Source organism: Flavobacterium sp. WC2409 (assembly GCF_041200085.1).
GTDB lineage: Bacteria > Bacteroidota > Bacteroidia > Flavobacteriales > Flavobacteriaceae > Flavobacterium.
Genome location: NZ_CP165625.1, coordinates 262,477 through 288,140 on the forward strand (window position 1 = coordinate 262,477; position 25,664 = coordinate 288,140).

General features: G+C 32.5%; 23 protein-coding genes. 16 read left to right on the forward strand and 7 right to left on the reverse strand.

The window, feature by feature from the left end:
- The first annotated feature begins 16 nt into the window (after window positions 1-16).
- The 13 genes from AB3G34_RS01145 (at window position 17) to AB3G34_RS01205 (ending at window position 15,953) form a co-directional block, all read left to right on the forward strand.
- Entirely contained in the window at window positions 17-1,450 is a 1,434-nt protein-coding gene (locus AB3G34_RS01145) for an MBOAT family protein (RefSeq protein ID WP_369753196.1), read from the forward strand.
- A 355-nt stretch (window positions 1,451-1,805) separates the two neighbouring features.
- Complete coding sequence (locus tag AB3G34_RS01150; protein WP_369753197.1) at window positions 1,806-2,138, forward strand: GIY-YIG nuclease family protein; 333 nt, start codon at window positions 1,806-1,808, stop codon at window positions 2,136-2,138.
- A 327-nt stretch (window positions 2,139-2,465) separates the two neighbouring features.
- A complete protein-coding gene (locus AB3G34_RS01155; RefSeq protein ID WP_369753198.1) occupies window positions 2,466-3,347 on the forward strand; it encodes a hypothetical protein in 882 nt (293 codons plus the stop codon).
- Between the two features lie 126 nt (window positions 3,348-3,473).
- Window positions 3,474-4,349, forward strand: a complete 876-nt coding sequence (locus tag AB3G34_RS01160; RefSeq protein WP_369753199.1) for a hypothetical protein — start codon at window positions 3,474-3,476, stop codon at window positions 4,347-4,349.
- A 162-nt stretch (window positions 4,350-4,511) separates the two neighbouring features.
- Entirely contained in the window at window positions 4,512-5,864 is a 1,353-nt protein-coding gene (locus tag AB3G34_RS01165) for an alpha-1,2-fucosyltransferase (RefSeq protein WP_369753200.1), read from the forward strand.
- Window positions 5,865-5,867: 3 nt separating this feature from the next.
- A complete protein-coding gene (locus AB3G34_RS01170) occupies window positions 5,868-7,007 on the forward strand; it encodes a glycosyltransferase family 4 protein (protein ID WP_369753201.1) in 1,140 nt (379 codons plus the stop codon).
- A 2-nt stretch (window positions 7,008-7,009) separates the two neighbouring features.
- Entirely contained in the window at window positions 7,010-8,551 is a 1,542-nt protein-coding gene (locus AB3G34_RS01175; RefSeq protein ID WP_369753202.1) for a glycosyltransferase family 2 protein, read from the forward strand.
- Window positions 8,548-9,540: a glycosyltransferase family 2 protein gene (locus AB3G34_RS01180; RefSeq protein WP_369753203.1), complete on the forward strand. Its 993-nt coding sequence runs from the start codon at window positions 8,548-8,550 to the stop codon at window positions 9,538-9,540. Before AB3G34_RS01175 ends, AB3G34_RS01180 begins: the two co-directional genes overlap by 4 nt.
- A 56-nt stretch (window positions 9,541-9,596) precedes the next feature.
- Window positions 9,597-10,550 carry a hypothetical protein gene (locus AB3G34_RS01185; RefSeq protein ID WP_369753204.1) on the forward strand — a complete coding sequence of 318 codons (954 nt, stop codon included), beginning with the start codon at window positions 9,597-9,599 and terminating at the stop codon, window positions 10,548-10,550.
- Window positions 10,551-10,591: 41 nt separating this feature from the next.
- A complete protein-coding gene (locus AB3G34_RS01190) occupies window positions 10,592-11,722 on the forward strand; it encodes a glycosyltransferase family 4 protein (RefSeq protein WP_369753205.1) in 1,131 nt (376 codons plus the stop codon).
- 145 nt (window positions 11,723-11,867) lie between these two features.
- Window positions 11,868-12,950: a glycosyltransferase gene (locus AB3G34_RS01195; RefSeq protein WP_369753206.1), complete on the forward strand. Its 1,083-nt coding sequence runs from the start codon at window positions 11,868-11,870 to the stop codon at window positions 12,948-12,950.
- Window positions 12,947-14,290: an O-antigen ligase family protein gene (locus tag AB3G34_RS01200; RefSeq protein WP_369753207.1), complete on the forward strand. Its 1,344-nt coding sequence runs from the start codon at window positions 12,947-12,949 to the stop codon at window positions 14,288-14,290. Before AB3G34_RS01195 ends, AB3G34_RS01200 begins: the two co-directional genes overlap by 4 nt.
- 268 nt (window positions 14,291-14,558) lie before the next feature.
- On the forward strand, window positions 14,559-15,953 hold the full coding sequence (locus AB3G34_RS01205; protein WP_369753208.1) for a sugar transferase: 1,395 nt from the start codon (window positions 14,559-14,561) through the stop codon (window positions 15,951-15,953).
- A 171-nt stretch (window positions 15,954-16,124) separates the two neighbouring features.
- Here AB3G34_RS01205 and AB3G34_RS01210 read toward each other — a convergent pair whose 3' ends face one another.
- A complete protein-coding gene (locus tag AB3G34_RS01210) occupies window positions 16,125-17,267 on the reverse strand; it encodes a DUF4105 domain-containing protein (RefSeq protein ID WP_369753209.1) in 1,143 nt (380 codons plus the stop codon).
- 26 nt (window positions 17,268-17,293) lie between these two features.
- Window positions 17,294-18,280, reverse strand: coding sequence for a PorV/PorQ family protein (locus AB3G34_RS01215; RefSeq protein ID WP_369754069.1), 987 nt, complete (start codon window positions 18,278-18,280; stop codon window positions 17,294-17,296).
- A gap of 276 nt (window positions 18,281-18,556) precedes the next feature.
- Between AB3G34_RS01215 and AB3G34_RS01220 the strand changes: the two genes are divergently transcribed.
- Both AB3G34_RS01220 and AB3G34_RS01225 read left to right on the forward strand, forming a co-directional pair.
- Window positions 18,557-19,282 carry a phosphatidylcholine/phosphatidylserine synthase gene (locus AB3G34_RS01220; protein ID WP_369753210.1) on the forward strand — a complete coding sequence of 242 codons (726 nt, stop codon included), beginning with the start codon at window positions 18,557-18,559 and terminating at the stop codon, window positions 19,280-19,282.
- Entirely contained in the window at window positions 19,263-20,129 is an 867-nt protein-coding gene (locus tag AB3G34_RS01225; protein WP_369753211.1) for a glycoside hydrolase family 25 protein, read from the forward strand. The genes AB3G34_RS01220 and AB3G34_RS01225 overlap by 20 nt, the downstream gene beginning before the upstream one ends.
- 16 nt (window positions 20,130-20,145) lie before the next feature.
- Here the strand turns inward: AB3G34_RS01225 and AB3G34_RS01230 are convergent, their stop codons facing one another.
- From AB3G34_RS01230 to AB3G34_RS01250, 5 genes are all read right to left on the reverse strand, one after another.
- Complete coding sequence (locus tag AB3G34_RS01230; protein WP_369753212.1) at window positions 20,146-20,376, reverse strand: DUF5808 domain-containing protein; 231 nt, start codon at window positions 20,374-20,376, stop codon at window positions 20,146-20,148.
- Between the two features lie 12 nt (window positions 20,377-20,388).
- Window positions 20,389-21,129, reverse strand: a complete 741-nt coding sequence (lptB, locus tag AB3G34_RS01235; protein WP_367773752.1) for an LPS export ABC transporter ATP-binding protein — start codon at window positions 21,127-21,129, stop codon at window positions 20,389-20,391.
- An 86-nt stretch (window positions 21,130-21,215) separates the two neighbouring features.
- Window positions 21,216-21,566 (reverse strand): carboxymuconolactone decarboxylase family protein, encoded by a 351-nt coding sequence (locus AB3G34_RS01240; RefSeq protein ID WP_367773754.1) that lies wholly within the window; start codon window positions 21,564-21,566, stop codon window positions 21,216-21,218.
- 1 nt (window position 21,567) lies between these two features.
- Window positions 21,568-22,374, reverse strand: a complete 807-nt coding sequence (tatC, locus tag AB3G34_RS01245; protein ID WP_367773757.1) for a twin-arginine translocase subunit TatC — start codon at window positions 22,372-22,374, stop codon at window positions 21,568-21,570.
- Window positions 22,374-23,339 (reverse strand): SIS domain-containing protein, encoded by a 966-nt coding sequence (locus AB3G34_RS01250; protein ID WP_367773759.1) that lies wholly within the window; start codon window positions 23,337-23,339, stop codon window positions 22,374-22,376. Before AB3G34_RS01250 ends, tatC begins: the two co-directional genes overlap by 1 nt.
- A gap of 95 nt (window positions 23,340-23,434) precedes the next feature.
- Between AB3G34_RS01250 and AB3G34_RS01255 the strand changes: the two genes are divergently transcribed.
- Complete coding sequence (locus AB3G34_RS01255; protein ID WP_369753213.1) at window positions 23,435-25,630, forward strand: RecQ family ATP-dependent DNA helicase; 2,196 nt, start codon at window positions 23,435-23,437, stop codon at window positions 25,628-25,630.
- Window positions 25,631-25,664 lie beyond the last annotated feature (34 nt).

Sequence of the window (25,664 nt, forward strand, 5' to 3'; positions counted from 1 at the left end):
TTTCACTTACACTAGTATGTTTTTCAACTCATTATCTTTTGCTCTGTTTCTTCCTATTGTATTTGTGTTGTATTGGTTTGTTTTTAATAAAACTAAAAGTGCTCAAAATGCAGTTCTCATTATAGCGAGTTATTATTTTTATTCTTGTTGGGATTGGCGTTTTTTGTTTTTACTAGTTTTCTCAACTTTTTTGGATTATTATACCGGTATTCAAATTGAAAAAGCAAAAGCAACTGGTTTTCGAAAATTTTGGTTTTGGTTGAGTATCTGCATCAATCTTGGTTTTTTGGGTATTTTTAAATATTATAATTTTTTTGCAAGTTCCTTTTCTGAGTTATTAAATGGGTTTGGGTTGCATTCCAGTCCTTTGTTGCTAAATGTAGTTTTGCCAGTGGGAATTTCTTTTTATACTTTTCATGGATTATCGTACGTTATCGATATCTATTTAAAAAGGATAAAAGCCGAATATAATTTTGTTGATTATTCCTTGTTTGTTAGTTATTTTCCACTTCTGGTGGCTGGTCCTATTGAAAGAGCCACCCATTTATTACCGCAAGTAAAAGTAAAGAGAACCTTTGATTATGAAAAAGCCAAAGAAGGTGTATTTCAGTTTATTTGGGGTTTGGTCAAAAAAGTAGTTATTGCCGATACTTGTGCCACTTATGCCAATGCTGTTTTTGATCATTATACTTCCATGAATTCGCTATCATTAATTTTAGGTGCTATTTATTTTGCATTTCAAATTTATGGTGACTTCTCGGGTTATTCAGACATGGCATTGGGGATGTCTAAGTTATTTGGATTGGATTTATTACGAAACTTTAATTATCCCTATTTCTCCAGAGATATCGCTGAGTTTTGGCGTCGTTGGCACATTTCCTTGTCCTCCTGGTTTCGGGATTATGTCTATATCCCGCTGGGAGGAAGTAAAGGGAGTAAAATCAAACAAGTTAGAAATGTATTTGTTATTTTCTTACTAAGTGGTTTTTGGCATGGAGCCAATTGGACGTTTATAGCTTGGGGATTAATCAATGCATTGTATTTTTTACCCTTATTATTATTAAATAAAAACCGCTCTAATATAGAAACGGTTAACTTAGAATGGAATTTAAGTTCCATAAAAGTACTTTGGAATATTTTAGTTACTTTCGGGTTAAGTTGTTTGGCTTGGATATTTTTTAGAGCAAAATCTATTGAAATCGCTTTCGATTACATTGGTCGGATTTTTACTGATCGTACTTTTATACCACAATATTTAGAAAACGAAAGATACAGTTATGAAATACTAGGGATGATATTACTTTTTGTTCTAGTAGAATGGAATTCCAAAACTAAAGTTGAACCTATTTCTGGAAAATACAGTTGGGTGAAAATTACGCTTTGTCTAGCGGCTCTTATAGCATTAGGAACGTATTCTGATTACAAAGAGTTTATTTATTTTCAGTTTTGATATGTGTTTAGAATCGAATGCACTCGAGCTGTCAAATCGAATCCTTCAGCTTCGCTCAGGACGGCTACAGTTGAGCTGTCAAATCGAGTCCTTCGGCTTCGCTCAGGACGAGCTAATGTCGAGATTGGTTGAGGTAAAAAAGGGTCTCGACTGCGCTCGACCTGACAAAATTAGTTGAGTTGTCAAATCGAGTCCTTCGGCTTCGCTCAGGACGAGCTAAAGTCGAGATTGGTTGAGGTAAAAAAGGGTCTCGGCTACGCTCGACCTGACAAAATTAGTTGAGTTGTCAAATTGAGTCCTTCGGCTTCGCTCAGGACTTGCTAAAGTCGAGATTCGTTAATTTTAAAAACAGTATATGAAATTCTATTATGTATATATTCTTCTTTGTAAGGATGATTCGCTCTATGTTGGAGTAACTTCTGATATTGAAAGGAGGGTTATGGAACATAATGCAGGCAAATATCCCGACGCCTATACGCATAATAGAAGACCAGTTGCATTAGTTTTTCACCAAGATTTTATAGATCCTAATCAGGCTATTGAGTTTGAAAAGAAATTGAAAAAATGGAGTAGGGTTAAGAAGCAAGCGTTAATTGATGGAAATTTTGACAGATTACAAGATTTATCTGAATGCAGAAATGCAACGCATCATCAATTCAAACCAGATATTGAAGATATAGAAGAATAGTTTGACTATGTGTCTCGACTACCCTCGACTTGACAGTCGTATTTTATTATGTTTGTTTGTCAAATCGAGCCCTTCGGCTTCGCTCAGGACTTGCTACAGTCGAGCTGTCAAATCGAGCATAAGCATAATGGAACTGTCAAATCGAGCGCAGTCGAGATTTATAGTTTATTAAAATAGGGTCTCGACTGCGCTCGACCTGACAAATTTAGTTGACCTGTAAAATCGAGGGCAGTGCAATATAAAGCGTCTCGACTGCGCTCGACCTGACAAGCGCACTGTTTGTGTTAAATCGAGTGCTTATAATAAAATATAATATTATAATTTAAGATGAAACGGTTTTTAATTTTTACTATCAAAATACTTCTACTCATCTTTTTTGTGTTAGTTGTATTAGATATAGCCTATACAAAAGTATATTTACAGTCTTCTACTAGAGGAAAAATAGACTATGTTTATAACTCAAAGGCTAGATCTTACGATGTAGTAATTTTAGGGTCTTCTAGAGCTAATAATCATTTTGTAGCTTCAATGTTTGAAAAAAAAGGGTTAAAGACTTTTAATTATGGAATGAGTGGCGGACATTTATTTGAGACTTCTTTACTCCTGAAATTAATGATAGAAAGGAAATATGAAATTAAAAATGTGATACTGGAAGCCGATTTAAATTTGTCGAATGAGCAGGAGTCGGAGAGTGTTGCACCTAAATTTATGCCTTATATTCACAATTCTAAAGTAATTGAAAGCCATTTTGCCCAGCAGCCTAATTTTTGGGCATTATATTACATCCCATTTTATAGGTATATTGTTTTTGCACCGCAAATTGGTTTTAGGGAAATGTTTGATGTCGCTCGACAAAAACCCACAAAAATCTTGAATCACTTAGGATACAATCCGCTGGGTAAAAAACCAAATGCGAATATGAAAAATGATTTAACAAATTTAAAACTCTTGCACAATAAATATTACGAAGAGATAAAGCAAATTTGTTTAGCTAATAACATTAAATTAATTTCTGTTATGACACCCATGTGTTCTAATACTAAAGGGTTGGATTATTTTCAGAAAGTAAGTAAAGTCTATCCCGAAATTCACAACTATGAAAATGCTGTGGAGGGAGATCAATATTTTTCCTCATGCGGTCATATGAACGATACCGGAGCTCACAAGTTTACGACTTTAATTATCAATGATTTTTTTAAAAATTATTGATAAAATTTAGACTCTATTTTTTTTGATTTCCTATTATAAGTTACAATGAATCTAAGGTGATTATATATTTTATCTCTTCACTTTTTTAGTTTTTTAATGATAAATATTTATATGTTTTCAGTGCAGATGAAAAAATTCATAAAGTTTATTTTTCAAATTTTGGTGGTAATATTTTTGTTGCTTATCATCTTAGATCTAATTTATACAACAGTTTACATTCAATCTTCTAATCGAGGAAAAATTGACTCCGTTTATAATTCAAAAGCCAAAGATTATGATGTGATAATTTTAGGGTCTTCCCGAGCTAATAATCATTTTGTATCTAAAATATTCAACGACAAGGGATTAAAGGCTTTTAATTATGGAATGAGCGGCTCTAGTTTATTCGAAACTTCTTTAATGCTTAAATTGATGCTCGAAAGAAAATTTATTATTAAAAACGTTATTGTTGAAACTGATTTAAATCTTTTAAATGAAACAGAATCATATGGAATTGCTTCAAAATTTTTACCATATATTCATGATTCAAAATTAATAAAACTACATTTTTCAAATGAAAATGATTTTAAGGAATTGTATTACATTCCCTTTTATAGATATGTTGCTTACGATGTTCAAATTGGTTTTCGAGAAATGCTATTAAACGCAATACATAAAAAGACAATTCACCTTTGCAATGGTGGTTATATTGCTTTAAGCAATGAAATGGGAAATATGGAATATGATTTAAGGAATTTAAAGCCAATACATAATAAATACTACGAAGAAATTAAGACAATGTGTCACGTAAATAAGATTAATTTAATTGCTGTTATGACTCCCATGTGTGATAATACGAAAGGATTGGATTATTTTCAGAAGGTAAATGCTATCTATCCCGAAATTCACAATTATGAGAATGCTGTACAAGGCGACCAGTATTTTTCCTCCTGCGGGCACATGAATGATACCGGGTCACGACTGTTTACTAATATAATTATAAGAGATTTTTTTAAAAAATAAATTTCATTTTGCCTGAAGTATCAAGTGGATTATAAAAGAAATATATTCAGAATAGTGGTTTAATAAAAAGAAGTAAAAATTAGTAGTACGCTATCTTTGGTGAAAAATGAATTGACTATTATTTTAAAAGATATGTACCTTTAACAAAATTTAAATTTTATAATGATTACTTTTTCAAAACTCGAAAAAAAGGGACATCTGGGCAATCAATTATTTCAAATAGCTTCTACTATAGGTCTTGCTGTTGAGAATAATCATGATTTTTGTTTTCCTAAATGGAGTCCTAATTGTTTTTTTGAAAATGAATTGGCTGTTTTATCAAAACAAGAATTTATAGTTTATAAAGAAGAACAGTTTCATTATGAATCAAAAAAAATCGATGCAGGAAATTATGATTTGGAAGGTTGGTTTCAGTCCGAAAAATATTTTGATAAAGAACTTACCAAGTATTATTTTGAATTTAAGGCCGATTTAATAGATAAATTAGAAAATGTATATGAAGAGGCGTTTTCTAAAAAAACTATATTGTTATCTATTCGAAGAGGTGATTTTGTAGATCACCCTGATTATTTTCAGTTGCCAATTAATTATTTTCTTCTGGCATTAATACATAATTTTCCAGATTGGAAAGAAAGAAATCTTATCGTATTAAGTGATGACATTGATTATTGCAAATTTCATTTTTCATTTCTAGACAATGCCTTTTTTGGTGATTGTCTTTCAGGGATAGAGCAGTTAGCATTGGGTAGTTTGTGTGATGATTTTATTATTAGTAATTCAACGTTTTCATGGTGGTGTGCTTGGTTAGGAGAAAATGAGAACAGTACAGTTGTTCGACCTTTGCATTATTTCACAGCAGAAAAAAACAAAAGTGATAATGATAAAGACTATTTTCCGGATAGATGGAAAACATTCAATCATTTGAATCTGAAACTTGATTTAGAAAATACAATAATGGCTTTGAAAAGTGTGAATCCAATAACGGAAGAATATTTGTCTCATTGTTTTCATTTTGCAAACGAAAATCAAATGTTTTATTGGTCCAGTTTTAAAGAAGTTAATACACTTAAGGAGAATTCGCTCTTGCTGATAAATGATTGTATCATTCCGCCATTTTGTATTTATAATGCCATGCAAAAAGAAGAAAATTCAGTCGGGTTTTTAAAAGGAAGTTATTTGAATATTTCAAAATATTTAGATTATGATCTTTTTAAGAAACAGTTTGATTATGGATTGTTTACTAAAATCCTGAATCAAAAAAAGGGTAAACATAACCCAAAAGAGCTATTATTTGTTTTCTTTCCAAACAATCCAACCGAAAAAGAGATTTCCTTTTTGAATAATCTTCATAACAGCAAAGTATTTGAAACGCCAGGGTATACTCTTTACTTTTCTTTTGCGGGTAAAATTAAAGGTTTTTTCGAGAGTAAATATTACCTTGCTGTCAAAAAAAGAAGCCTTATTGTTTTTATAAAGACAAGGGTCAAAAATATAATCAGGCCTAAAAAGAATTAAAAAATGCACATTGGTTTCATAACATCACATTTTCCTTTTGATGATGCTAAAAGCGTTGGAGGTATTGGTACCAGTATCAAAAATTTAAGTGATGAATTAGTTGCTTTAGGCCATGAAGTTAGTGTTTTTGTATACGGACAAGAGAAAGATGATAAGTTTATTGAAGGAGGTATTACTTTAGTTACCATTAAGAACATTAAGATCAAAGGATTTTCCTGGTTTTTGACAAGAAAAAAAATTCAAAATACTATTCTTAAAGAGCATAAAATTTCTAAAATTGATATTGTTGAAACCCCTGATTGGGACGGAATCTCTTCTTTCATCAATTTGCACTGTCCCGTTGTCATGCGATTGCATGGTTCGGATACTTATTTCTGTTATTTGGATAATCGTCCCGTAAAATGGATCAATAAATTTCATGAAAAAAAGGCTTTAATAAAAGCCAATGGACATCTGTCCGTTAGTAAGTATACTGCAGATGTAACGAATCAGCTTTTCCATATTAATAAAAATTTCACAATAATTCCTAACGGCATTAACACTAATTTATTTAATATTGATTACACTTGTAATGATGCTAAAACCATTCTGTATTTTGGAGGGATTATCAGGAAAAAAGGAGTGCTAGAAATTCCTCATTTTTTTAATCAAGTGATTAAAAAAATTCCTGATGCCCAATTGATTTTAATAGGACAGGATATGTCTGATAAATTAACAGGAAACGCATCTACTTTTCAAATGATGCAACAATTATTTTCTGAAGATGCAGTATTAAATGTGAAGTTCTTAGGAAGTGTACCTTATCAGGAGATCAAGCAACATATTGAAAGCGCTACACTTTGTGTTTTCCCTTCTTACGCCGAAGCACTACCAGTGTCTTGGATCGAGGCTATGGCTATGGGAAAACCAGTTGTGGCCTCTAATGTTGGTTGGGCAAAAGAAGTCATTGATGATGGGATTGATGGTTTTTTAGTGCATCCTAGTCAACATTCAGAATTTGCCAATAAAATTATTCAATTACTTCAAAATGAAGGAATGCAAAAAGAATTAGGAATAAAAGCAAGAAAAAAGATAGAGCAAAAATTTAGTATGTCAATATTAGCTGAACAGAGTTTATTGTTTTATAAATCTTTAATAAATTAGTTTTGATAATAGTATATCATCAAAATGAAAAAATAATAGACGTTGTGTCTATGGATGATCAAAAAATTAAGTTTGATTATAAGCTGACTATTGCAGCAGGTTTACATGTTTTAGCCCAACAATTTCCAGATAAAAAGATAATCTGGTGTAGTTCAAGTGTTAAAGAGCAACTGAATCTAGAAGAAATACAAGTTTTATTTCATCACAATAAGATGATGCTTTCTTATGCACCCAATAGTACTAATTATTTAGGCAGTAAAATCGGCTACGTCGAAGAATCCCCATTTATAAACATCAATAAAAAAGTATCCTATCCTACCTGGCAAATGAGCAGTTTGGTTGGTATTGTTCATGGTTCGGTACTAATCGCTATAAAAGAAAAGATAAAATTAGATTCGGATTTTGAATATTATCTTAATTCAGTTGCCAAAGTTTGCATGCCTTTGGGACTACTCTGTTATTCGGAACCCAAACTTTTGAGAGAAGTGGGTGCCTTTAAGCAACAAAGTGCTTCTATTTATACTCTTTTTAAATTTGTAAAGCAGCATTATAGATTTAGATGGGTTTTATTGTTGTTATTAAATCTATTGATTTACGAAGGGAAGTTTCCTTTTGTCGCTTTTTTTATTTCTGTTTTTTTTAAAAATAGAAATAAAAATGGAATTCATCTTGATACCATTACGGTCCAATCTTACTTAAAAGTCATAGATAAAAGAACAATAGATGTTATCATACCTACAATTGGTAGAAGTGACTACCTGCATGATGTATTGAAAGATTTAGCGCAACAGACGCATCTACCAGTGACGGTTATTATAGTGGAACAAAATCCAGTAGCAGAAAGCAAATCGGAATTGGATTATTTACATAATGAAGAGTGGCCTTTTGCAATAGATCATACTTTTACGCATCAGCCGGGCGCTTGTAATGCCAGAAATATTGCATTGAGTAAGATAGAAAGTGAATTGGTTTTTTTAGCAGACGATGATGTTAGATTTAATAATTTCTTTGTTCAGGAAACACTAGAACATATCGAAAAATACGGAGTTAAATCAGTTTCAATAAATTGTTCTCATAGTCAAGAAAGACAGGCTTTTACAAAAATTTTCCAATGGGGAAGTTTTGGTTCTGGATGTAGTATTGTCTTTTCTGAAAGTTTAAAAGAATGTGAATTCAATTTGGGATTTGAATTTGGCTATGGTGAAGACAGCGATTTTGGAATGCAATTGCGTAATAATGGGGTGGATATATTGTACTTACCGAAGCCACAAATGTTACATTTAAGAGCGCCAGTAGGAGGATTCAGAACTAAACCTGATTTGTTATGGAAAGAAGATGCAATACAGCCTAAACCAGCACCAACCGTAATGCTGCATAAAATAGTAAATGAAACTGACGAACAAGTTTTATGTTATAAAACGTCTTTGTTTTTTAAATATTATAAGCATCAAAAAAATAAAAACCCGATGAAATATCTAATAAATTATAGAAAACAATGGAATCAGAGCGTATTCTGGGCAAACGAATTAAAAAATAAATCATGAAGTTTTCTTTAATCATCTGTACGTACATGCGTCCCAAATCTTTATTGCAATTGTTGCGATCCGTTCAACTGCAAACTTTATATCCTGATGAAATTTTAATAATTGATGGTTCAACTAACAAAGAAACGGAAGCTGTTATTGCTGAAAATGAGTTTAGGAATCTTCATTATTTTTTAGTGCAGGAAAACTTTAGGGGGTTGACCAAACAAAGAAATTTTGGAATAGATAAAGTAGCTGAGACAAGTGATGTTGTTGCATTTTTGGATGACGATACAGAATTGATCCCAAATTATTTTGAGGAATTAATCAAAACTTTTACAGTTAATCAAGAAATCTCGGGTGTTGGAGGGGTTGCGATTAATGAAAATAGATGGAGCTTGGCAGAGCCCAATAAAAAATATGATTCTAATCACTATTTTCAATTTGAGGGATTTGTGTACAAGGAAGGGCATCGCAATGTAGTACGCAATTACTTCGGACTGCACTCCAATCTTGGGCCAGGAAGAATGCCTGATTATTCGCATGGCAAAACTTGTGGGTTTCCTTTAAATGGGAAAACCTACGAGGTGGATCTATTGGTGGGCATGTCATTTGCGTTTCGAAAAAAAGTGTTTGATTCTTTACGATTTTCCTCTTATTTTGAAGGGTATGGTCTATATGAAGATGCAGATTTCAGTATCAGGGCTTTGCAATTTGGAAAAAATGTGATCAATACCAAGGTGCAATTAAATCATTATCATCATTTATCTGGAAGACCAAACCAATATAGATACGGTAAAATGGTAGTGACAAATGGGTGGTATGTGTGGCGAACTAAGAATCCTAAGCCAGCTCTACTGCATCAATTGAAATGGCATAGCATTACCTTACTTTTAATAGCAATACGATACAGTAATGTGCTTAATAAAAGCAATAAGAAAGAAGCACTGATGGAAGCTTTCGGAAGGACGGTAGGTTGGGGTAATCTGTATTTTAGTAAACCCAAATAATTTATGGTAAATAGAACGTATCTAATGTTGTGCTTCAAATAATTAATGACAATATTATGACAACAATACAATTATTGAATATACCTAATTTTTATTCTTCTTACTATTTGTTAGGATTGAGTCAAACGTATACCGTTAAATTCAAAATGGATAAGAATTTTATTAAGTTCAATAACAAACCGATACTGATTTTTAAGGTTAATGATACTATCGCGGTAATTGATAATGATGATCCTTCGGGTGTAAATCAAGAATTGTATGAACTAGCCAGTATTTATTTTGTAACTAATAAGCTTATCGATCATGATTCTTATAGTCAAAACAAAGTGAAGCCATTGTATCCCCATTATCCCGTTAATATAGTTTTGCTTTATTGTCGCATTTTTGGTTTAGGATTATTTCGCTATTTTAAAATAAAAGATATGGTGCAACAAATTTATATTCTTTTAAGAAGGCCGCTATATAGTCAATATAAAAAAAGTTTTAAAAAAGATAATTTTATTTTCTTCTCTTCTAATATTTGGAAAAAAGAATCTGAAACTAATCAAATTCGGGCTGAGTTTATTCGTTTTTGTAAAACAGATACTAGAATAACATTTAGAGGGGGGTTTATCCCTCGCTCTAATGGGGATAATTATGGGTTTTGCAAAGAACTTAATAATGAGATATATTCTCCTAAAATATTTTCAAAGTTAAGTGCTAAATCTAAAATTGCTTTAAACAATCCCGCAGTTCGTGGAGCGGTAAGTTGGAGACTTGCTGAATATTTGAATCAAGGTTTATTTGTAATATCATTCCCTTTTAAAATTGAGTTACCTCAAAATTTCATGCAGGGCTATGAACTGTGTTTTATTGAAGAAACTACAGAATATAAATATGTGTTAGATAAAGTAATAGATAATTCTGACTATCACGAGTCAATAGCTGAAAATGGTAAACTTTATTTTGATACCTATTGTACGCCGATGGCACAAGCAAAATATGTAGTTGAGTTGTTATTGAATAGTTAAAGAAATTTTAATATTGATCAGAAAAGTCTAAGCTTTAAAATATGAAGTTCGTAATTTTTACTCATGTTCTACATTCCAAAGAGGGTAATCAGTATTATGGGTATGCTCCCTATGTTCGAGAAATGAATGTTTGGGGGGAGAATGTGGATGAATTGGTTGTTGTTGCCCCAGTAACAGATTGTAAAAAGTCGGAGATTGATAGTTCTTATATACATCAAAATATACAATTGATAGCTATTTCAAAATTCGATGTTTTATCTTTAAGATCAGTGTTAGCTACTCTTTTTAAATTACCCAAGATTATTTGGACTATTTTTAAAGCTATGAAAAATGCTGATCACATTCACCTTCGCTGCCCCGGTAATGTTGGTTTAGTAGCTTGTTTTGTTCAAATTTTATTTCCAAACAAAATTAAAACAGCCAAATATGCTGGTAATTGGGATCCACAATCTAAGCAACCATGGACCTATCAATTGCAAAAATGGGTATTGAGTAATACTTTTTTGACTCGAAACATGCAGGTTTTGGTCTATGGGGACTGGAAAGGCATGACGGAAAATATAAAACCTTTTTTTACGGCAACTTATAAAGAGACCGAAAAAAAGCCAATAGTTCAAAAAGAGTTAAATACTACAATTAAATTTATTTTTGTGGGTACTTTGGTAAAAGGAAAGAACTCTTTGTATGCGATTCAATTGGTGGAAAACTTATATAAAAAAGGGATTGCAGTTTCTTTGCGATTGTATGGAGAAGGAATTGAACGAAAGAAATTGGAAGGTTATGTGCTAGATAAGAATTTAGAGTCTCTAATTCATTTTGAAGGAAATCAATCAAAAGAAAGGATTCAAAAAGCCTATCAAGAAAGTCATTTTGTACTTTTAGCATCTGAAAGTGAGGGTTGGCCCAAAGCGATTGCAGAAGGCATGTTTTGGGGTTGCGTTGCCGTCGCTACTTCTGTTTCTTGTGTTCCTTATATGTTAGATTACGGAAATAGAGGTGTTTTATTAGAAATGGATTTAGAAAAAGACCATGATCAATTAGAGGGTATAATTGTAAATCAAAATATCTATGATGCGATGCAAACGAACGCAGTGGCTTGGTCTAGACATTATACTCTAGATATATTTGAAAGCGAAATTAAAAAGTTACTCAACACTTCTAATTTACATTAAGTTGCTAAAAGCCGAAAATACGACAAATTATTTATAAGATTTTTTCTAAATTAATATAGTTTGCCAGTTTCGAATTGTTAAATTCGATATTAATTATCGAACTAAATTTAAAAGAGATATATTTGAAAATAGAAATAGTAAATACATGCGCATACTTCAAATCATAGATTCTTTAGCTGCAGGAGGCGCTGAACGTATGGCCGTTAATTATGCAAATGCTTTAACTAAAAAAGTGGAGTTCTCAGGATTAATAGCTACGAGACTTGAGGGACCGCTTTTACAGCAACTTAATACTAATGTGACTTATCATTTTTTAAATAAAAAAGGAAGTTTCGATTTGAAAGCGGTGTTTCGATTGAAAGCCTTTGTAAAACTGCATAAAATTACCATTATACAGGCGCATAGTACCTCTTTTTTTACTGGTTTCCTTTTAAAGTTGATTTGTCCTTCAATTCAATTAATATGGCATGATCACTATGGGGACAGTGAGTTTTTACACAAAAGGCCTAATAAGATATTAAAAGCGGTACTTCCTTTTTTTTCTGGAATTATAGCAGTAAACCACAAATTAAAGGATTGGGCAAAAGTGTACATGCATTTTAATAACACGGTGTATTTGCCTAATTTTACATCTGATGAAAATACAACTCAAGGGAATACTATTTTGAAAGGAATAGCAGGGAAGCGGATTGTATGTCTAGCTAATTTGAGGGAACAAAAAAATCATTTTTTATTAGTAGAGGTGGCAAGAAAGTTGAAAATTTCTCATCCAGATTGGACTTTTCATTTAGTAGGAAAAGACAGTAAGGACGGGTATGCAAATGAATTAAAAAGCAGCATTGTTGAATTAGAATTAAAAGAGACCGTTTTTATATATGGGGAAAAATCGGATATAAGTGCTATTTTGGGACAAAGTACAATTGGAATATTAACCTCTAAATCGGAAGGGTTACCCGTGGCGCTATTGGAATATGGGTTGTGTAAAATAGCGGTTGTAGTTATCGATGTAGGTGAAATCAATTCAGTCATTCAAAATGGAGTGAATGGATGTATGGTACCAAGCCAAGAGTCAGAATTGTTTTATATTGCCTTAATTCAACTCGTTGAAAATGAAAGGTTAAGAATGGAATTGGGTAATTCTCTTTATCAAACTATTTTAGAAACCTATTCTGAACAAGCCGTCATTACGCCCTATTTAAATTGGTTGCAAACCACTATTTTGAAATGAAAAAAGAAGAATCCTCTTATCTCTATTTAATTTTATTCCATGTTTTTATTGGGTTCGTTATTTATTTGGTGCCTTTTACAGCTAAACTATACGGTTACTCTATTTTTATATTAGGTCTTTATTATATGATTAAAACCCAAAATAAAAATCATGAAGCTTTACTGATAGCTGCCTATGTGGTAGGTTCTGAGGTGCTGTTGCGGATGACCGGAGGTAATATAACCTATGAGTTTTCTAAATATGGGGTCATGATTTTTATATTATTAGGGATGTATTATAGTGGTTTTTCAAGAGGAGCGACCCCTTATTGGATTTTTTTGTTATTATTGATTCCCAGTGTGGTGCTGTCGACCTTTGTTATTAACTTCGACACCAATCTTAGGAATACCATTGCATTTAATATTTCTGGTCCCGTTTGTTTGGCCATTGCTTCTTTATATACCTATAGACGCCGAATATCATTAGAACAAGTAAATAATATCCTTCTTTGTATAGGCTTGCCCATTATTTCCTGTACCATATACCTTATTTTTTATACACCTAATATTCAAGATGTAGTGACAGGAACCCAATCCAATTTTGAAACTTCTGGAGGTTTTGGGCCCAATCAAGTGGCTACTTTTTTAGGTTTGGGGATGTTTGTTTTCTTTTCTAGGATTATTTTGGAATCGCGGACCAAATTTATGGTGGTACTAAATTTAATTATTGTTTTTAACATAAGTTATCGTGGTATGGTTACTTTTTCCAGAGGGGGTATGGTAACTGGTTTTTTAATGATCGTTTTATTGTTGTTGTTTCTATATTATAAATCCAATTACAGAGGAAAGGTAAAACTTAATTATATTGTAGTCATTATTGGAATTGCCATGATAGGTATTTGGGGCTATACTTCTTTTCAGACAGGAGGATTAATCAATAAAAGGTATGCCAATCAAGATGCAGCGGGAAGAGTAAAAAAAAGTCAGTTTACAGGAAGAGAGGATATTGCTCAAACTGAAATTAATATGTTTTTTAATAACCCCATTTTTGGTGTGGGTGTTGGGAAAGGAGTAGAGGTTCGAGAAGTACAGACTGGCGTATTTGTATTGTCTCATGATGAAATTACCCGAATGCTTGCGGAGCATGGTTCTTTAGGGATTTTGGGATTATTAATTCTAATTTTCACCCCATTGGTATTATATCTGGAAAATAAATTCAATATGTTTTTATTGTGCTTTGTCGCTTTTTGGTTTTTGACTATTAATCATGCTGCTATGCGAACGGCTGTGCCTGCCTTTGTTTACTCGTTGTCTTTGTTGAATGTACAAATTGGCGGTGGTAAAAAAGAAAATGAAATTTAGTATTATTATTATTATTATTGGTCAGACTAGTGCGCTTCATTTTATTTTGCTTTCCTTTTTTTTCTACTGATTAAATCCGCTTTCACTCCTTACTCTTGGTGCTTCTACTACATTGCGTCTATCGATTTCGTACTGATCATTATTTAATAGAAGATGAAAAAATATTTGTAAAGCATTTTTGAACATGTTGTTGTTGATAGATTTAATTGTATTTGTAACTATTTTTGAACAAAATCACTAAATTGCAACAATAACCACAAACGACTGTATGTCCAAAAACAAAATTCATTTTGAAATCTCAGAAAGAAAAACAATTCTTTATCTGTTTGATATTGTTTTTGTAGTAGCTGCTTTGTATTTAGTAGGCAATTTATTTGATTTAGAATATTTAAAATATTCGGTTGGGAATTTTTACTGGGCTTCATTCCTAATCATTTATCTCAATGTTTTCGGGACTATTTTTGAGATGTATAACCTACAAGTTTCCAGTAATGAATACCAAATATTAAAAAGTACCTTACTTACCGTTTCTACCACCGTTCTAGTTTACCTGCTTACCCCTTTTTTTTCACCAGTATTGCCATCCAATCGATTACAAATTTTAGTTTTTTATATTGTTTTTTTTCTTACTTTAATTCTTTGGCGGTTGTTTTACGTTAAGTTTTTGGCGTCCAATCGATTTCTTCAAAATGCGGTACTTATTTGCGATAAAGATCAAGTAGAAGAGTTAATCCTAGGATTGGAAAACATTGATCCCCATTATAAAATAGTAGCGTATGTTAGTGCCGATACCTTAGTGAATGACGACTTTGAACGACATCATTACGTACAACATATAAAAAGAAATGATTTGGCTGCATTTGTTAGAGAGAAAGGTATTTCGGAAATTGTCATCGCCTCAAAAAACACCCAAGGAATAACATCCGAGTTGTATCTTCAATTATTAGCACTTTTGGAGTCGGGTAAAATTATTAGAGAGTATACACAAGTATATGAAAGCAAAACGCATCGCATTCCAGTACAATATATGGCAAGAGATTTTTATCGTTTTTTTCCTTTTAGTAGGAGCAATCATAATAAATTATATCTGTCTGTTGTAAGAGCGTTTGAGATTGGAATTTCTTTAATTGGATTAGCAATTGGTGTTGTTTTTATTCCATTTATACTCGTGGGAAATGCTTTAGCCAATCAAGGAAAATTATTTTATACTCAAGAAAGAATAGGTAAAGATGGTCAAGTATTTGCCATATTGAAATTTCGAACGATGGTGAAAAATGCGGAATCCAACGGAGCCGTTTTTGCGACTACTAATGATGTTCGAATTACTCGTTTTGGAAAATTTTTAAGGAAAACAAGAATAGATGAACTGCCCCAGTTTGTCAATATCTTAAAAGGGGAGATGGCAGTTATTGGTCCCCGTCCTGAGCGTCCTCATTTTGTAAAGGAAATCGCTGCAATCATGCCTTTTTATGAAACTAGACATATCATAAAGCCTGGTCTTACAGGTTGGGCTCAGGTGAATTATGCTTATGGTGAAACGATTGACGATAGTTTGATTAAACTACAGTATGACCTTTACTATATAAAACACAGAAGTTTTTATTTGGATCTAAATATTACGCTCAAAACAATAACTACTGTTTTATTTTATAGAGGACAATAATGTTATTCGTTGACCGATGTTCGAAGTTCGATATTCGATTTACGTTATTCGTAAACCACTTTTCGCTTCACGATGGCCGTAAAATGGTTAACAATAATTGATGTTCGTTGACCGATGTTCGATGTTCGATATTCGATGCTCGTTAGCGAATTTTCGAAGGACGAAAAACGGTTAACGGTTGACGACAATCAACATGCGTTTGTTTTGGATCACCAATCGCACTACTATTATTCCAGAAGTTACTATCAAAGGCATAACAATCATCAGGTGTGCTTTGTTTATTAGTATAAGGAGGTAAATCGCTAAAGAAAATAGGTTGAAAAAAGCCAAGTTTAAAATCCCTTTTCGGTTATTTTTAAAATAAAAATAGGCAAGAACTAATAAGGTGGGGTTGAATAAGAGTACATTATAGTTGTATCCTAATTCATGATGAGAGGAGTAAAACCCGATAAAAATAAAGAATAATCCCAATATTCCCATGGTTAAAAAATAGAATTGATTTATTCCTTTTTTATTGATTAAAATAATAAATCCAAGAAGTAGTAAGTACGTATATGTATTATTCCACCATGAGTTTTCCTCTATTTCATTTGATTCCAAAAGAATTTTGCTTTCATTAGCGAGAAGGTGATTTTGAAAACGAATTGTTTTTAAGCTTTTGAGTAGTTCAAAAGGTAAAAAGATACGTGTACCCAACTCATCCACTTTTTTTCCAAAAATGATGCTCGTTCCTAGTTTCTCATAAAAGTGATATTCAAAATAGGGGTAAAGAATTGTTCTGTATGTAATATCAGTATCTGTGTTTTTTACAACTGCAGTAGTGTCTAGTGTTTTATTAATCACGTCCACCACCATCGAGGTACAGTTTTTGTCGATAAATTTATAAGTATAATGACTTTCGCCAGATGCTAATGAAGTATTCAAATTATCAAACAATTTTTGCTTTAATGGTAAAGGAATATCTAATTCCTGCTCATAAACAGATCTTTTTTCATACCTGTATTCATTCATGAAATCATTGAAAGAATGGGTGACTGCAAAATACTGTAAGTCTCCTTTGATAAATTTGGGTACGAAATTAGGGGTGTTAAAATCAAAAGCGCCATAATTATATACCAGATCAATAAAATTGGGAGCATCTGTAATTCGGATAGCAGTATGTCCAAAAAGGGAGTAGGATTCATTACCCGTCCCACAGGTCAAAACACTGACTTTTGCATTTTCGGATAAAATAGCAGTTTGACTAAAAGTAGCGTTTATTGTGCTTAGAAAAGTGAAGGTTAAAATTATTTTTTTTAAAAGAGAGGTCTTCATTTTTGAAAATTGTAAAGAGTTGAAAATTAGTTTCTAAAAAGAGATAAGTCCACTTTTAGTGAAAAAATATTGGAATATAAAGCGGCACTTTGATTTCCTAAATCGGTTAAGGCATAATCTACTTGAATTCCCTTATACTTAAATCCGAGTCCTATATTGGGTTGAAATCCTACTTTTTTAGTATTATCCAATTGTTGGATGTTTTGAAAATTACCTACGCCAGCACGCAAAAAAACCAAGTCTAAGTAGCCAAATTCGAAACCTAAGGCAGGATCAATACTAACAAAATCATTCGAAAATATATCGTTTGTCTTTGAAAAGCGCATATTTAAATTGGCTGCAGCCAAAAGACTATAGTCATACCGAATGATAAATTTTTTTGAAAGTCCTAATTGTGCTTTTGGTGCCGTAATCTCTGTACTTTCAGGAAGGTCTTGATTTTGACCAGGAACGGCATCTGCAATTTTTTGGTATTCCTTCTCGTCAATATTCCATACGTTATAGGTTGTTGTAATGTCACGTACCATTAATCCCAATTTCCAGTCATTTTTTTCATATTGTAACCCAATATCAAAACCAAATCCCCAAGAGTCAGCAAATTTGCCAATGATGCGTCGAATAATTTTAGCATTTACTCCATATTGAAATCCTTGAACGGGAAGTTTTCGAGCATAAGAAAAAGTAAATCCATAGTCGGCTGTCGAAAAAAGACTAATTCTATTGTAGTCAATATTACCCTGGCTATCTATTAATTCAGTTGTATTTAAAATATCATCCACCCCAAAACGGATTAAGGAAACACCCCAAGCGCTGCGGTCATCTATTGGACTCGCATATGCTATATAATCATATTGTGCAATATTGGCAAAATAATTGGCATGCATTAATCCAATTTGATTGTCTCTTAAACTGATTAGTCCAGCAGGATTCCAATAGGTTGCGTTAACGTCATCGGTTGATGCTACAGCCGTGTTCGCCATGCCTAAGGCAGCAGCATCAACGCCGATATTCATAAACTCATTGGAATATTTTCTAACAGTTTGTCCGTAATTTAGGGAACAAGCTAAAAGAAGAATAATAAATTGATATTTTTTGAATCTTTTTATTTTTAACAAAACGGATGCTTGTTTAAATTTCATCAAAAATATAATTTTTTAGCGAGCTTATTTCTCTCATTGCTTAAATAAATGATAAAGTCGAAAAGGCTGTTAACAATCTCTTTTAAAAACTAACGCTGCATTCACTTATTATAGTAAATTTGTCCCCTTAGATTATAAAATACAATTACAATGAATATTAAGAAACACATTCCAAACAGTATTACTTTGCTAAACCTATTCTGTGGCTGTATTGCTATTGTCTTTGTGTCTGAAAAGGATTTTGAAATGGCTTTTTATATGGTTTGCCTTGGGATCTTTTTTGATTTTTTTGATGGTTTTTTTGCTCGATTATTTAAAGTGTCCGGCCCTTTGGGTTTGCAATTGGATTCATTAGCGGATATGGTAACTAGTGGTGTTGTGCCAGGGTATATTATGTATTTTTTACTGACTAATAGCCAGCACGAAATTTCATCAAATCCTTGGATGCCTTTCTTGGGATTTATTATCACCTTGGGATCCTGTTATCGATTGGCGGTATTTAATTTAGATACCCGTCAGACGAATTCTTTTATTGGTCTACCAACTCCTGCAAATGCCTTATTTATTTTGAGTTTGCCTCTAGTATTAAAATATTCAGATTCTCTACTTGTACTTGAGTTTTTGACTAATCAATGGGTTTTATTGGCCATTACACTTTTTAGTGCTTCTATTTTGAATGCTGAGATTCCTTTATTTTCTTTAAAAATTAAAAAATTCAATCTTAAAGATAATGCACTTCAAATTGTCTTTTTGTTTCTTTCTTTTTTGTTGTTGATCTTCTTTCAATTTTCAGGAATTCCTTTGATTATCATAGGGTATGTTCTATTATCTGTAGTGAGTAACATCTTTAAATTAGATGAGAAAAAAAATCGTTAGACAAAGAAAAACAACTGTAATTCGTAAGTCCAAGAAGCGTTCCTCCGTTTTTTCTGGACGCCTTTTACGATTTTCTATAGGGCTATTTGTTATTCTTTTTGTTTTTACAATTGCCTATCATTATCGAGATGGTTTGGCCTATTATTTTAGCTTTAAATCGAATCATGCGTCACAATTAGAAGCAGAGGAAAAGCGAATTTCAGATGTTCGAAATTTTCAAGTTTTAGAGAAAAGTGAGGGTAAGGTTGTAGGGTTGGATGTTTCTGAATATCAGGGTGATATCAATTGGGAAAAGATGGATTCTTTAGAAAATAAATATCCAATTCATTTTGTTTTTATTCGAGCAACTGTTGGTAGCGATAGATTGGATAAAGGTTTTGAAGAGAATTGGCTTGGCGCCAAAAAAAATAAGTTCATCCGTGGTGCTTACCATTATTATCGTCCAAACGAAAATTCACTTGAACAAGCCGATCTTTTTATAAAAACGGTTTCTTTAAAAAAAGGAGACTTACCTCCAGTTTTGGATATTGAAAAATTGCCTAAAAATCAATCACTGAGCCGACTTAAAATAGGTTTGAAACGTTGGTTGAAAAGAGTTGAGCAACATTATAAAGTGAAACCAATTATTTATACTGGAGAGAAATATTATGAAGATTTTTTAAAAGAAGAGTTTGGTGATTATCTATTTTGGATAGCCAATTATAATTTTTACAGAGAGGAAATTGATTCCGATTGGTTATTTTGGCAATTTACAGAGAAAGCTTCAATAACTGGCATAAAAGGAAATATTGATGTCAATATATATAATGGTGATTTACAGCAGCTTCGGTTTATTACTGTTGAGTAATTTTGAATTAAAGTTGTTATTTTGATGAAAATAAAGCCAGACTGATTATAATAATAATGGTAATTACAAAAAGAGCTACAGAAATGCTATTAGCAAAATTAACTGTCCATCCTACCCAAGCCATTCTTTTTGGTGGTAAAATTCTTTTGTCTTCCTTATTATAATAAAACACACCTAACTTCCAGTTTTTAGGATCTTTGTGCCATTTATTAAGCGTTTCTTTAGTTGGTTTATCTTCTGGATTCATATTATTTAAGAATTAAAACTCAATTTTCTTTTTACGTAATTCAAAATTCTGCCCTAGATATACTCTACGTACCATTTCGTCTTCCACTAATTCTTCTGGAATACCCGCTTTTAAGATGCCTCCTTCGAACATCAAATAGGTTTTATCAGTAATAGCTAATGTTTCTTGAACATTGTGATCGGTAATTAAAATTCCGATATTTTTATTTTTTAACTGGGCTACAATTCTCTGAATATCTTCTACGGCAACGGGGTCAACTCCAGCAAAAGGTTCATCGAGTAAAATGAATTTTGGGTCGGTTGCTAAACAACGCGCAATTTCAGTACGGCGACGTTCTCCTCCCGACAGTAAATCTCCCCGATTGGTGCGAATGTGCTCTAAGCTAAATTCAGAAATTAAGCTTTCCATTTTGGCTTCCTGTTCTTCTTTTGAAAGCGTAGTCAGTTGTAAAACACTTAAGATATTGTCTTCGATACTTAGTTTTCTAAAAACAGATGCTTCTTGAGCCAAATAGCCAATTCCTTGTTGTGCTCTCTTGTACATGGGATAATCCGTGATGTTCAAGTCATCCAAATAAATATTACCTGAATTGGGTTTAACCAAGCCAACAATCATGTAAAAAGAGGTCGTTTTTCCAGCTCCATTGGGACCTAGTAAACCTACGATTTCTCCTTGATTTACTTCAACCGAAATGCCTTTTACAACACTTCTTCCTTTGTACGTTTTTATTAAATTTTCGGCTCTTAAAATCATATTGATTTGTTTATTTGTTTAATCGGTGATTTGTTTAATCGTACAAATAAACGAATAAACGAATCAATATATAAATCTGTTAACAGTTATTTAGACTCTTCTTCCAATGCTTCCCAAAATTCATAGGCTCTTCGCAAATGTGGAACAACAATGGTTCCACCAACTAAAGTGGCAATTCCCATTGCTTCCATCATTTCTTCTTTGGTCACACCTTCTTTATAACTGGTTTCTAAATGGTATTTTACGCAATCGTCACAACGTAAAACAGCCGAAGCAACAAGACCTAAAAGTTCTTTGGTTTTTACATCAAGCGCACCAGCAGCATAAGCATTTGTATCTAAGTTGAATATTCGCTTTACAATTTTATTATTGTCAGCCAGTAATTTTTCGTTCATTTTAGAACGGTATTCATTGAATTCTTCTATTATAGCAGCCATTTTAGTCTTTTTTATTTTTAACAACAAATACTGAAATCCAGATACTTGCTTCGTAGATTAATAACATCGGGATAGCAACAATAGTTTGACTCACCACATCAGGAGGAGTAACAATGGCCGCAATGATTAGTACCAATACAATTGCATATTTTCTATATGTTCTTAAAAAAGTAGGAGTTACAAGTCCTAATTTAGTCAAGAAATAGATGATTATAGGTAATTCAAAAAACAATCCACTTGCTAAAACGGATGTTTTAACCATTCCAATATAAGAATCTAGTGTAAATTGATTTTTTACTACATCACTTACGGTAAAGGTTGCAACGAAATTCACGGACATAGGGATCACAACAAAATATCCAAATAGCACTCCTAAAAAGAAAAGTAAAGAAGAGAAGAAGATGAATATTTTAGCATTTTTCTTTTCATTTGTATAAAGTGCTGGACTGATAAATTTCCATATTTCCCATAGTATATAGGGGAAACTTAAAATAAATCCCGCAAGTATACAAATCCATATGAACACATTAACTTGCCCTTCCATTTCTGTGTTCTGAATGATAAATGGCATTTCGGTGATGCAAATACTATCTGCAAAACCTATAGAATGCGATAATTCACAGAAAAAAGTATAGGTAAAAAAAGAAGGTCTTGTTGGTCCAAATATTACTACATCAAACAAATAATCACTTATGAAATAGGTGAAAAATGCCATGATGATAATTGCGACTGTACTTCTTACTAATAACCATCTTAAATCTTCAAGATGATCTAAAAACGACATTTCGTTTTGGTTTTTCTTTGCCATTATATTATTCCTTCTTTTAAAATGTCGTGTAAATGTAAAACGCCCTTGTATTCTTGTTGATCAACAACAACCAATTGTGTTATTGAGAAGTCTTCTAAAATATTGAATGCGTCTACCACCATATCATTGGATTGTATTAATTTTGGGTTTTTTGTCATAATATCTTTTGCAGTCAAATCAGCAAATGTATCTCTTTCATTCAACATTCTGCGTATGTCACCGTCAGTGATTATTCCAATTACTTTGTCATTCTCTACTACGGCAGTTACTCCAAGTCGCTTCTCTGAAATTTCAAAAATAACTTTTTTTATTGGAGTATCAGGACTAACCATCGGTTTTAGTGTATGTTCCAGCATGTCTTTTACTTTAAGTAATAATTTTTTACCTAATGCACCACCAGGATGGTATTTAGCAAAATCTTCTGCTTTAAAGTCACGTATTTCCATGAGGCATACTGCCATAGCATCTCCCATCACTAATTGTGCAGTTGTACTACTAGTAGGAGCCAAGTTGATAGGACAAGCTTCAGATTCTACTGTTGTATTTAGAATAAAGTCAGATCCTTTGGCAAGAAATGAGGTTGTATTACCAGTAATAGCGATTAAGGTATTGCCAAAACGTTTTAATAAAGGAACAAGTACTTTTATTTCGGGACTATTTCCACTTTTGGAGATACAAATAATGATATCATCATTTTGTACCATTCCTAAGTCTCCATGAATTGCTTCTGCAGCATGAAGGAACATAGATGGGGTACCAGTTGAATTGAAAGTAGCTACCATTTTTTGAGCTATGATAGCACTTTTTCCTATTCCAGTTACGATCAATCGCCCTTTAGAATTGTAGATTGCTTGTGTAGCGTCTGAAAAATTTTCATCTAAATAATCAGTTAATTTTGTAATTGCTTTACTCTCAGCTAATATGGTTTTTTTGGCGGTAGCCAATATATTTTCTTTAGATATCAAAACAGAATGTTTAAAATTTGTAAGTGTAAAAGAAATTAGTATCTTTATGTAATGCAAATTTATACAAAATACCACATAATACCATACAATAAAGAATGAATTCAAACGAAATTGACATCCATAAAGAATTAAAGAAATATTTTGGCTTCAGCCAATTTAAGGGACTACAAGAACAGGTGATAAAAAGTTTGCTTAGCAAACAAAATACATTTGTTATAATGCCAACAGGTGGCGGAAAATCACTCTGTTATCAACTGCCCGCTTTAACACAAGAAGGAACAGCAATTGTTGTTTCGCCTTTGATCGCTTTAATGAAAAACCAAGTGGATGCCATTAGAAGTTTGTCTTCGGAAGTTGGTATTGCCCATGTTTTAAATTCTTCCCTTACGAAAACAGAGATAGCACAAGTTAAAAAAGATATTACATCTGGACTGACTAAATTATTATATGTAGCTCCAGAATCCTTGACCAAAGAAGAAAATGTAAATTTTCTTAAAAGTGTAACTGTTTCATTCGTTGCTATTGATGAAGCCCATTGTATCTCAGAGTGGGGACATGACTTTAGACCAGAATATAGAAATCTAAAAAATATTATAAAGCAGTTGGGTGATATTCCTGTGATAGGACTTACCGCTACTGCTACTCCAAAAGTCCAAGAAGACATTCTTAAAAACTTGGACATGTGCGATGCTAAAACTTTTAAAGCTTCTTTCAACAGACCTAATTTATACTACGAAGTACGCACAAAAACAAAAAATATTGAATCTGATATTATTCGGTTTATAAAACAACATAAAGGAAAATCGGGAATTATTTATTGCTTAAGCCGTAAAAAAGTAGAAGCTATTGCCGAAGTTTTGCAAGTAAACGGTATAAGTGCTGTTCCTTATCATGCTGGATTGGATGCGAAAACCCGTGCGAAACACCAAGATATGTTCCTTATGGAAGATGTTGATGTAGTGGTTGCAACAATCGCTTTTGGAATGGGAATTGATAAACCCGATGTTCGATTTGTCATTCATCACGATATTCCTAAGTCACTGGAGAGTTATTATCAAGAAACGGGACGTGCTGGTCGTGATGGAGGTGAAGGTCATTGTCTAGCTTACTATTCTTATAAGGATGTAGAAAAACTCGAAAAATTTATGTCGGGTAAGCCGGTTGCTGAACAAGAAATTGGATTCGCTTTATTGCAAGAAGTAGTGGCTTATGCTGAAACTTCCATGTCAAGAAGGAAATTTTTACTTCATTATTTTGGTGAAGAGTTCGATAGTGAAACAGGAGAAGGAGCCGATATGGATGACAATGTCAGAAATCCGAAGGTGAAAATTGAAGCCCAGAATCAAGTAGTGAAACTACTGGAAATAGTAAGAGATACCAAACATTTATACAAGTCCAAAGAGATTGTTTTTACATTAATAGGAAGAGTGAATGCTGTGATTAAGGCCCATAGAACTGATGTTCAACCTTTTTTTGGAACTGGAATTGCTTTTGATGAAAAATATTGGATGGCTTTATTGAGGCAAGTTCTTGTTGCCGGATATTTGACTAAAGATATTGAGACGTATGGTATTGTAAAAATAACCGACAAAGGTTTGGGTTTTATAAAAAAACCAAGCTCTTTTATGATGTCTGAAGATCATGAATATAATGAAACCTCTGATGAAGCCATTGTGACAGCTTCAAAATCAACTGGTGCTGTTGATGAAGTTTTAATGGGAATGTTGAAAGACTTAAGAAAAAAAGTAGCTAAGAAAATTGGGGTTCCTCCATTTGTAGTTTTTCAAGATCCCTCGCTAGAAGATATGGCTTTGAAATATCCAATTTCTCTAAATGAATTGATTAATATTCATGGAGTTGGTGAAGGTAAAGCTAAGAAATACGGTGCTGATTTTGTCGAACTAATCAATCGATATGTGGCTGATAATGAAATTATTCGCCCTGATGATTTAGTTGTTAAATCTACAGGAGTAAATTCAGCTAATAAATTGTATATCATTCAAAATATTGATAGAAAATTATCGCTAGATGATATTGCTAAGGCTAAAGGATTAACAATGGACCTGCTTATAAAGGAGATGGAACAAATTGTCTATTCAGGAACGAAGCTAAATATTAAATATTGGGTTGATGATATGCTTGATGAAGAGCAGCAAGAAGAAATTCATGATTATTTTATGGAATCAGAATCTGACAATATAGAAGGTGCCTTGAAAGAATTTGAAGGGGACTATGATATTGATGAATTGCGCTTGATGCGCATCAAATTTATTAGCGAAGTAGCTAATTAGTAGTAATGTTTCAAAGTTATAAGGTCTTAAAGTT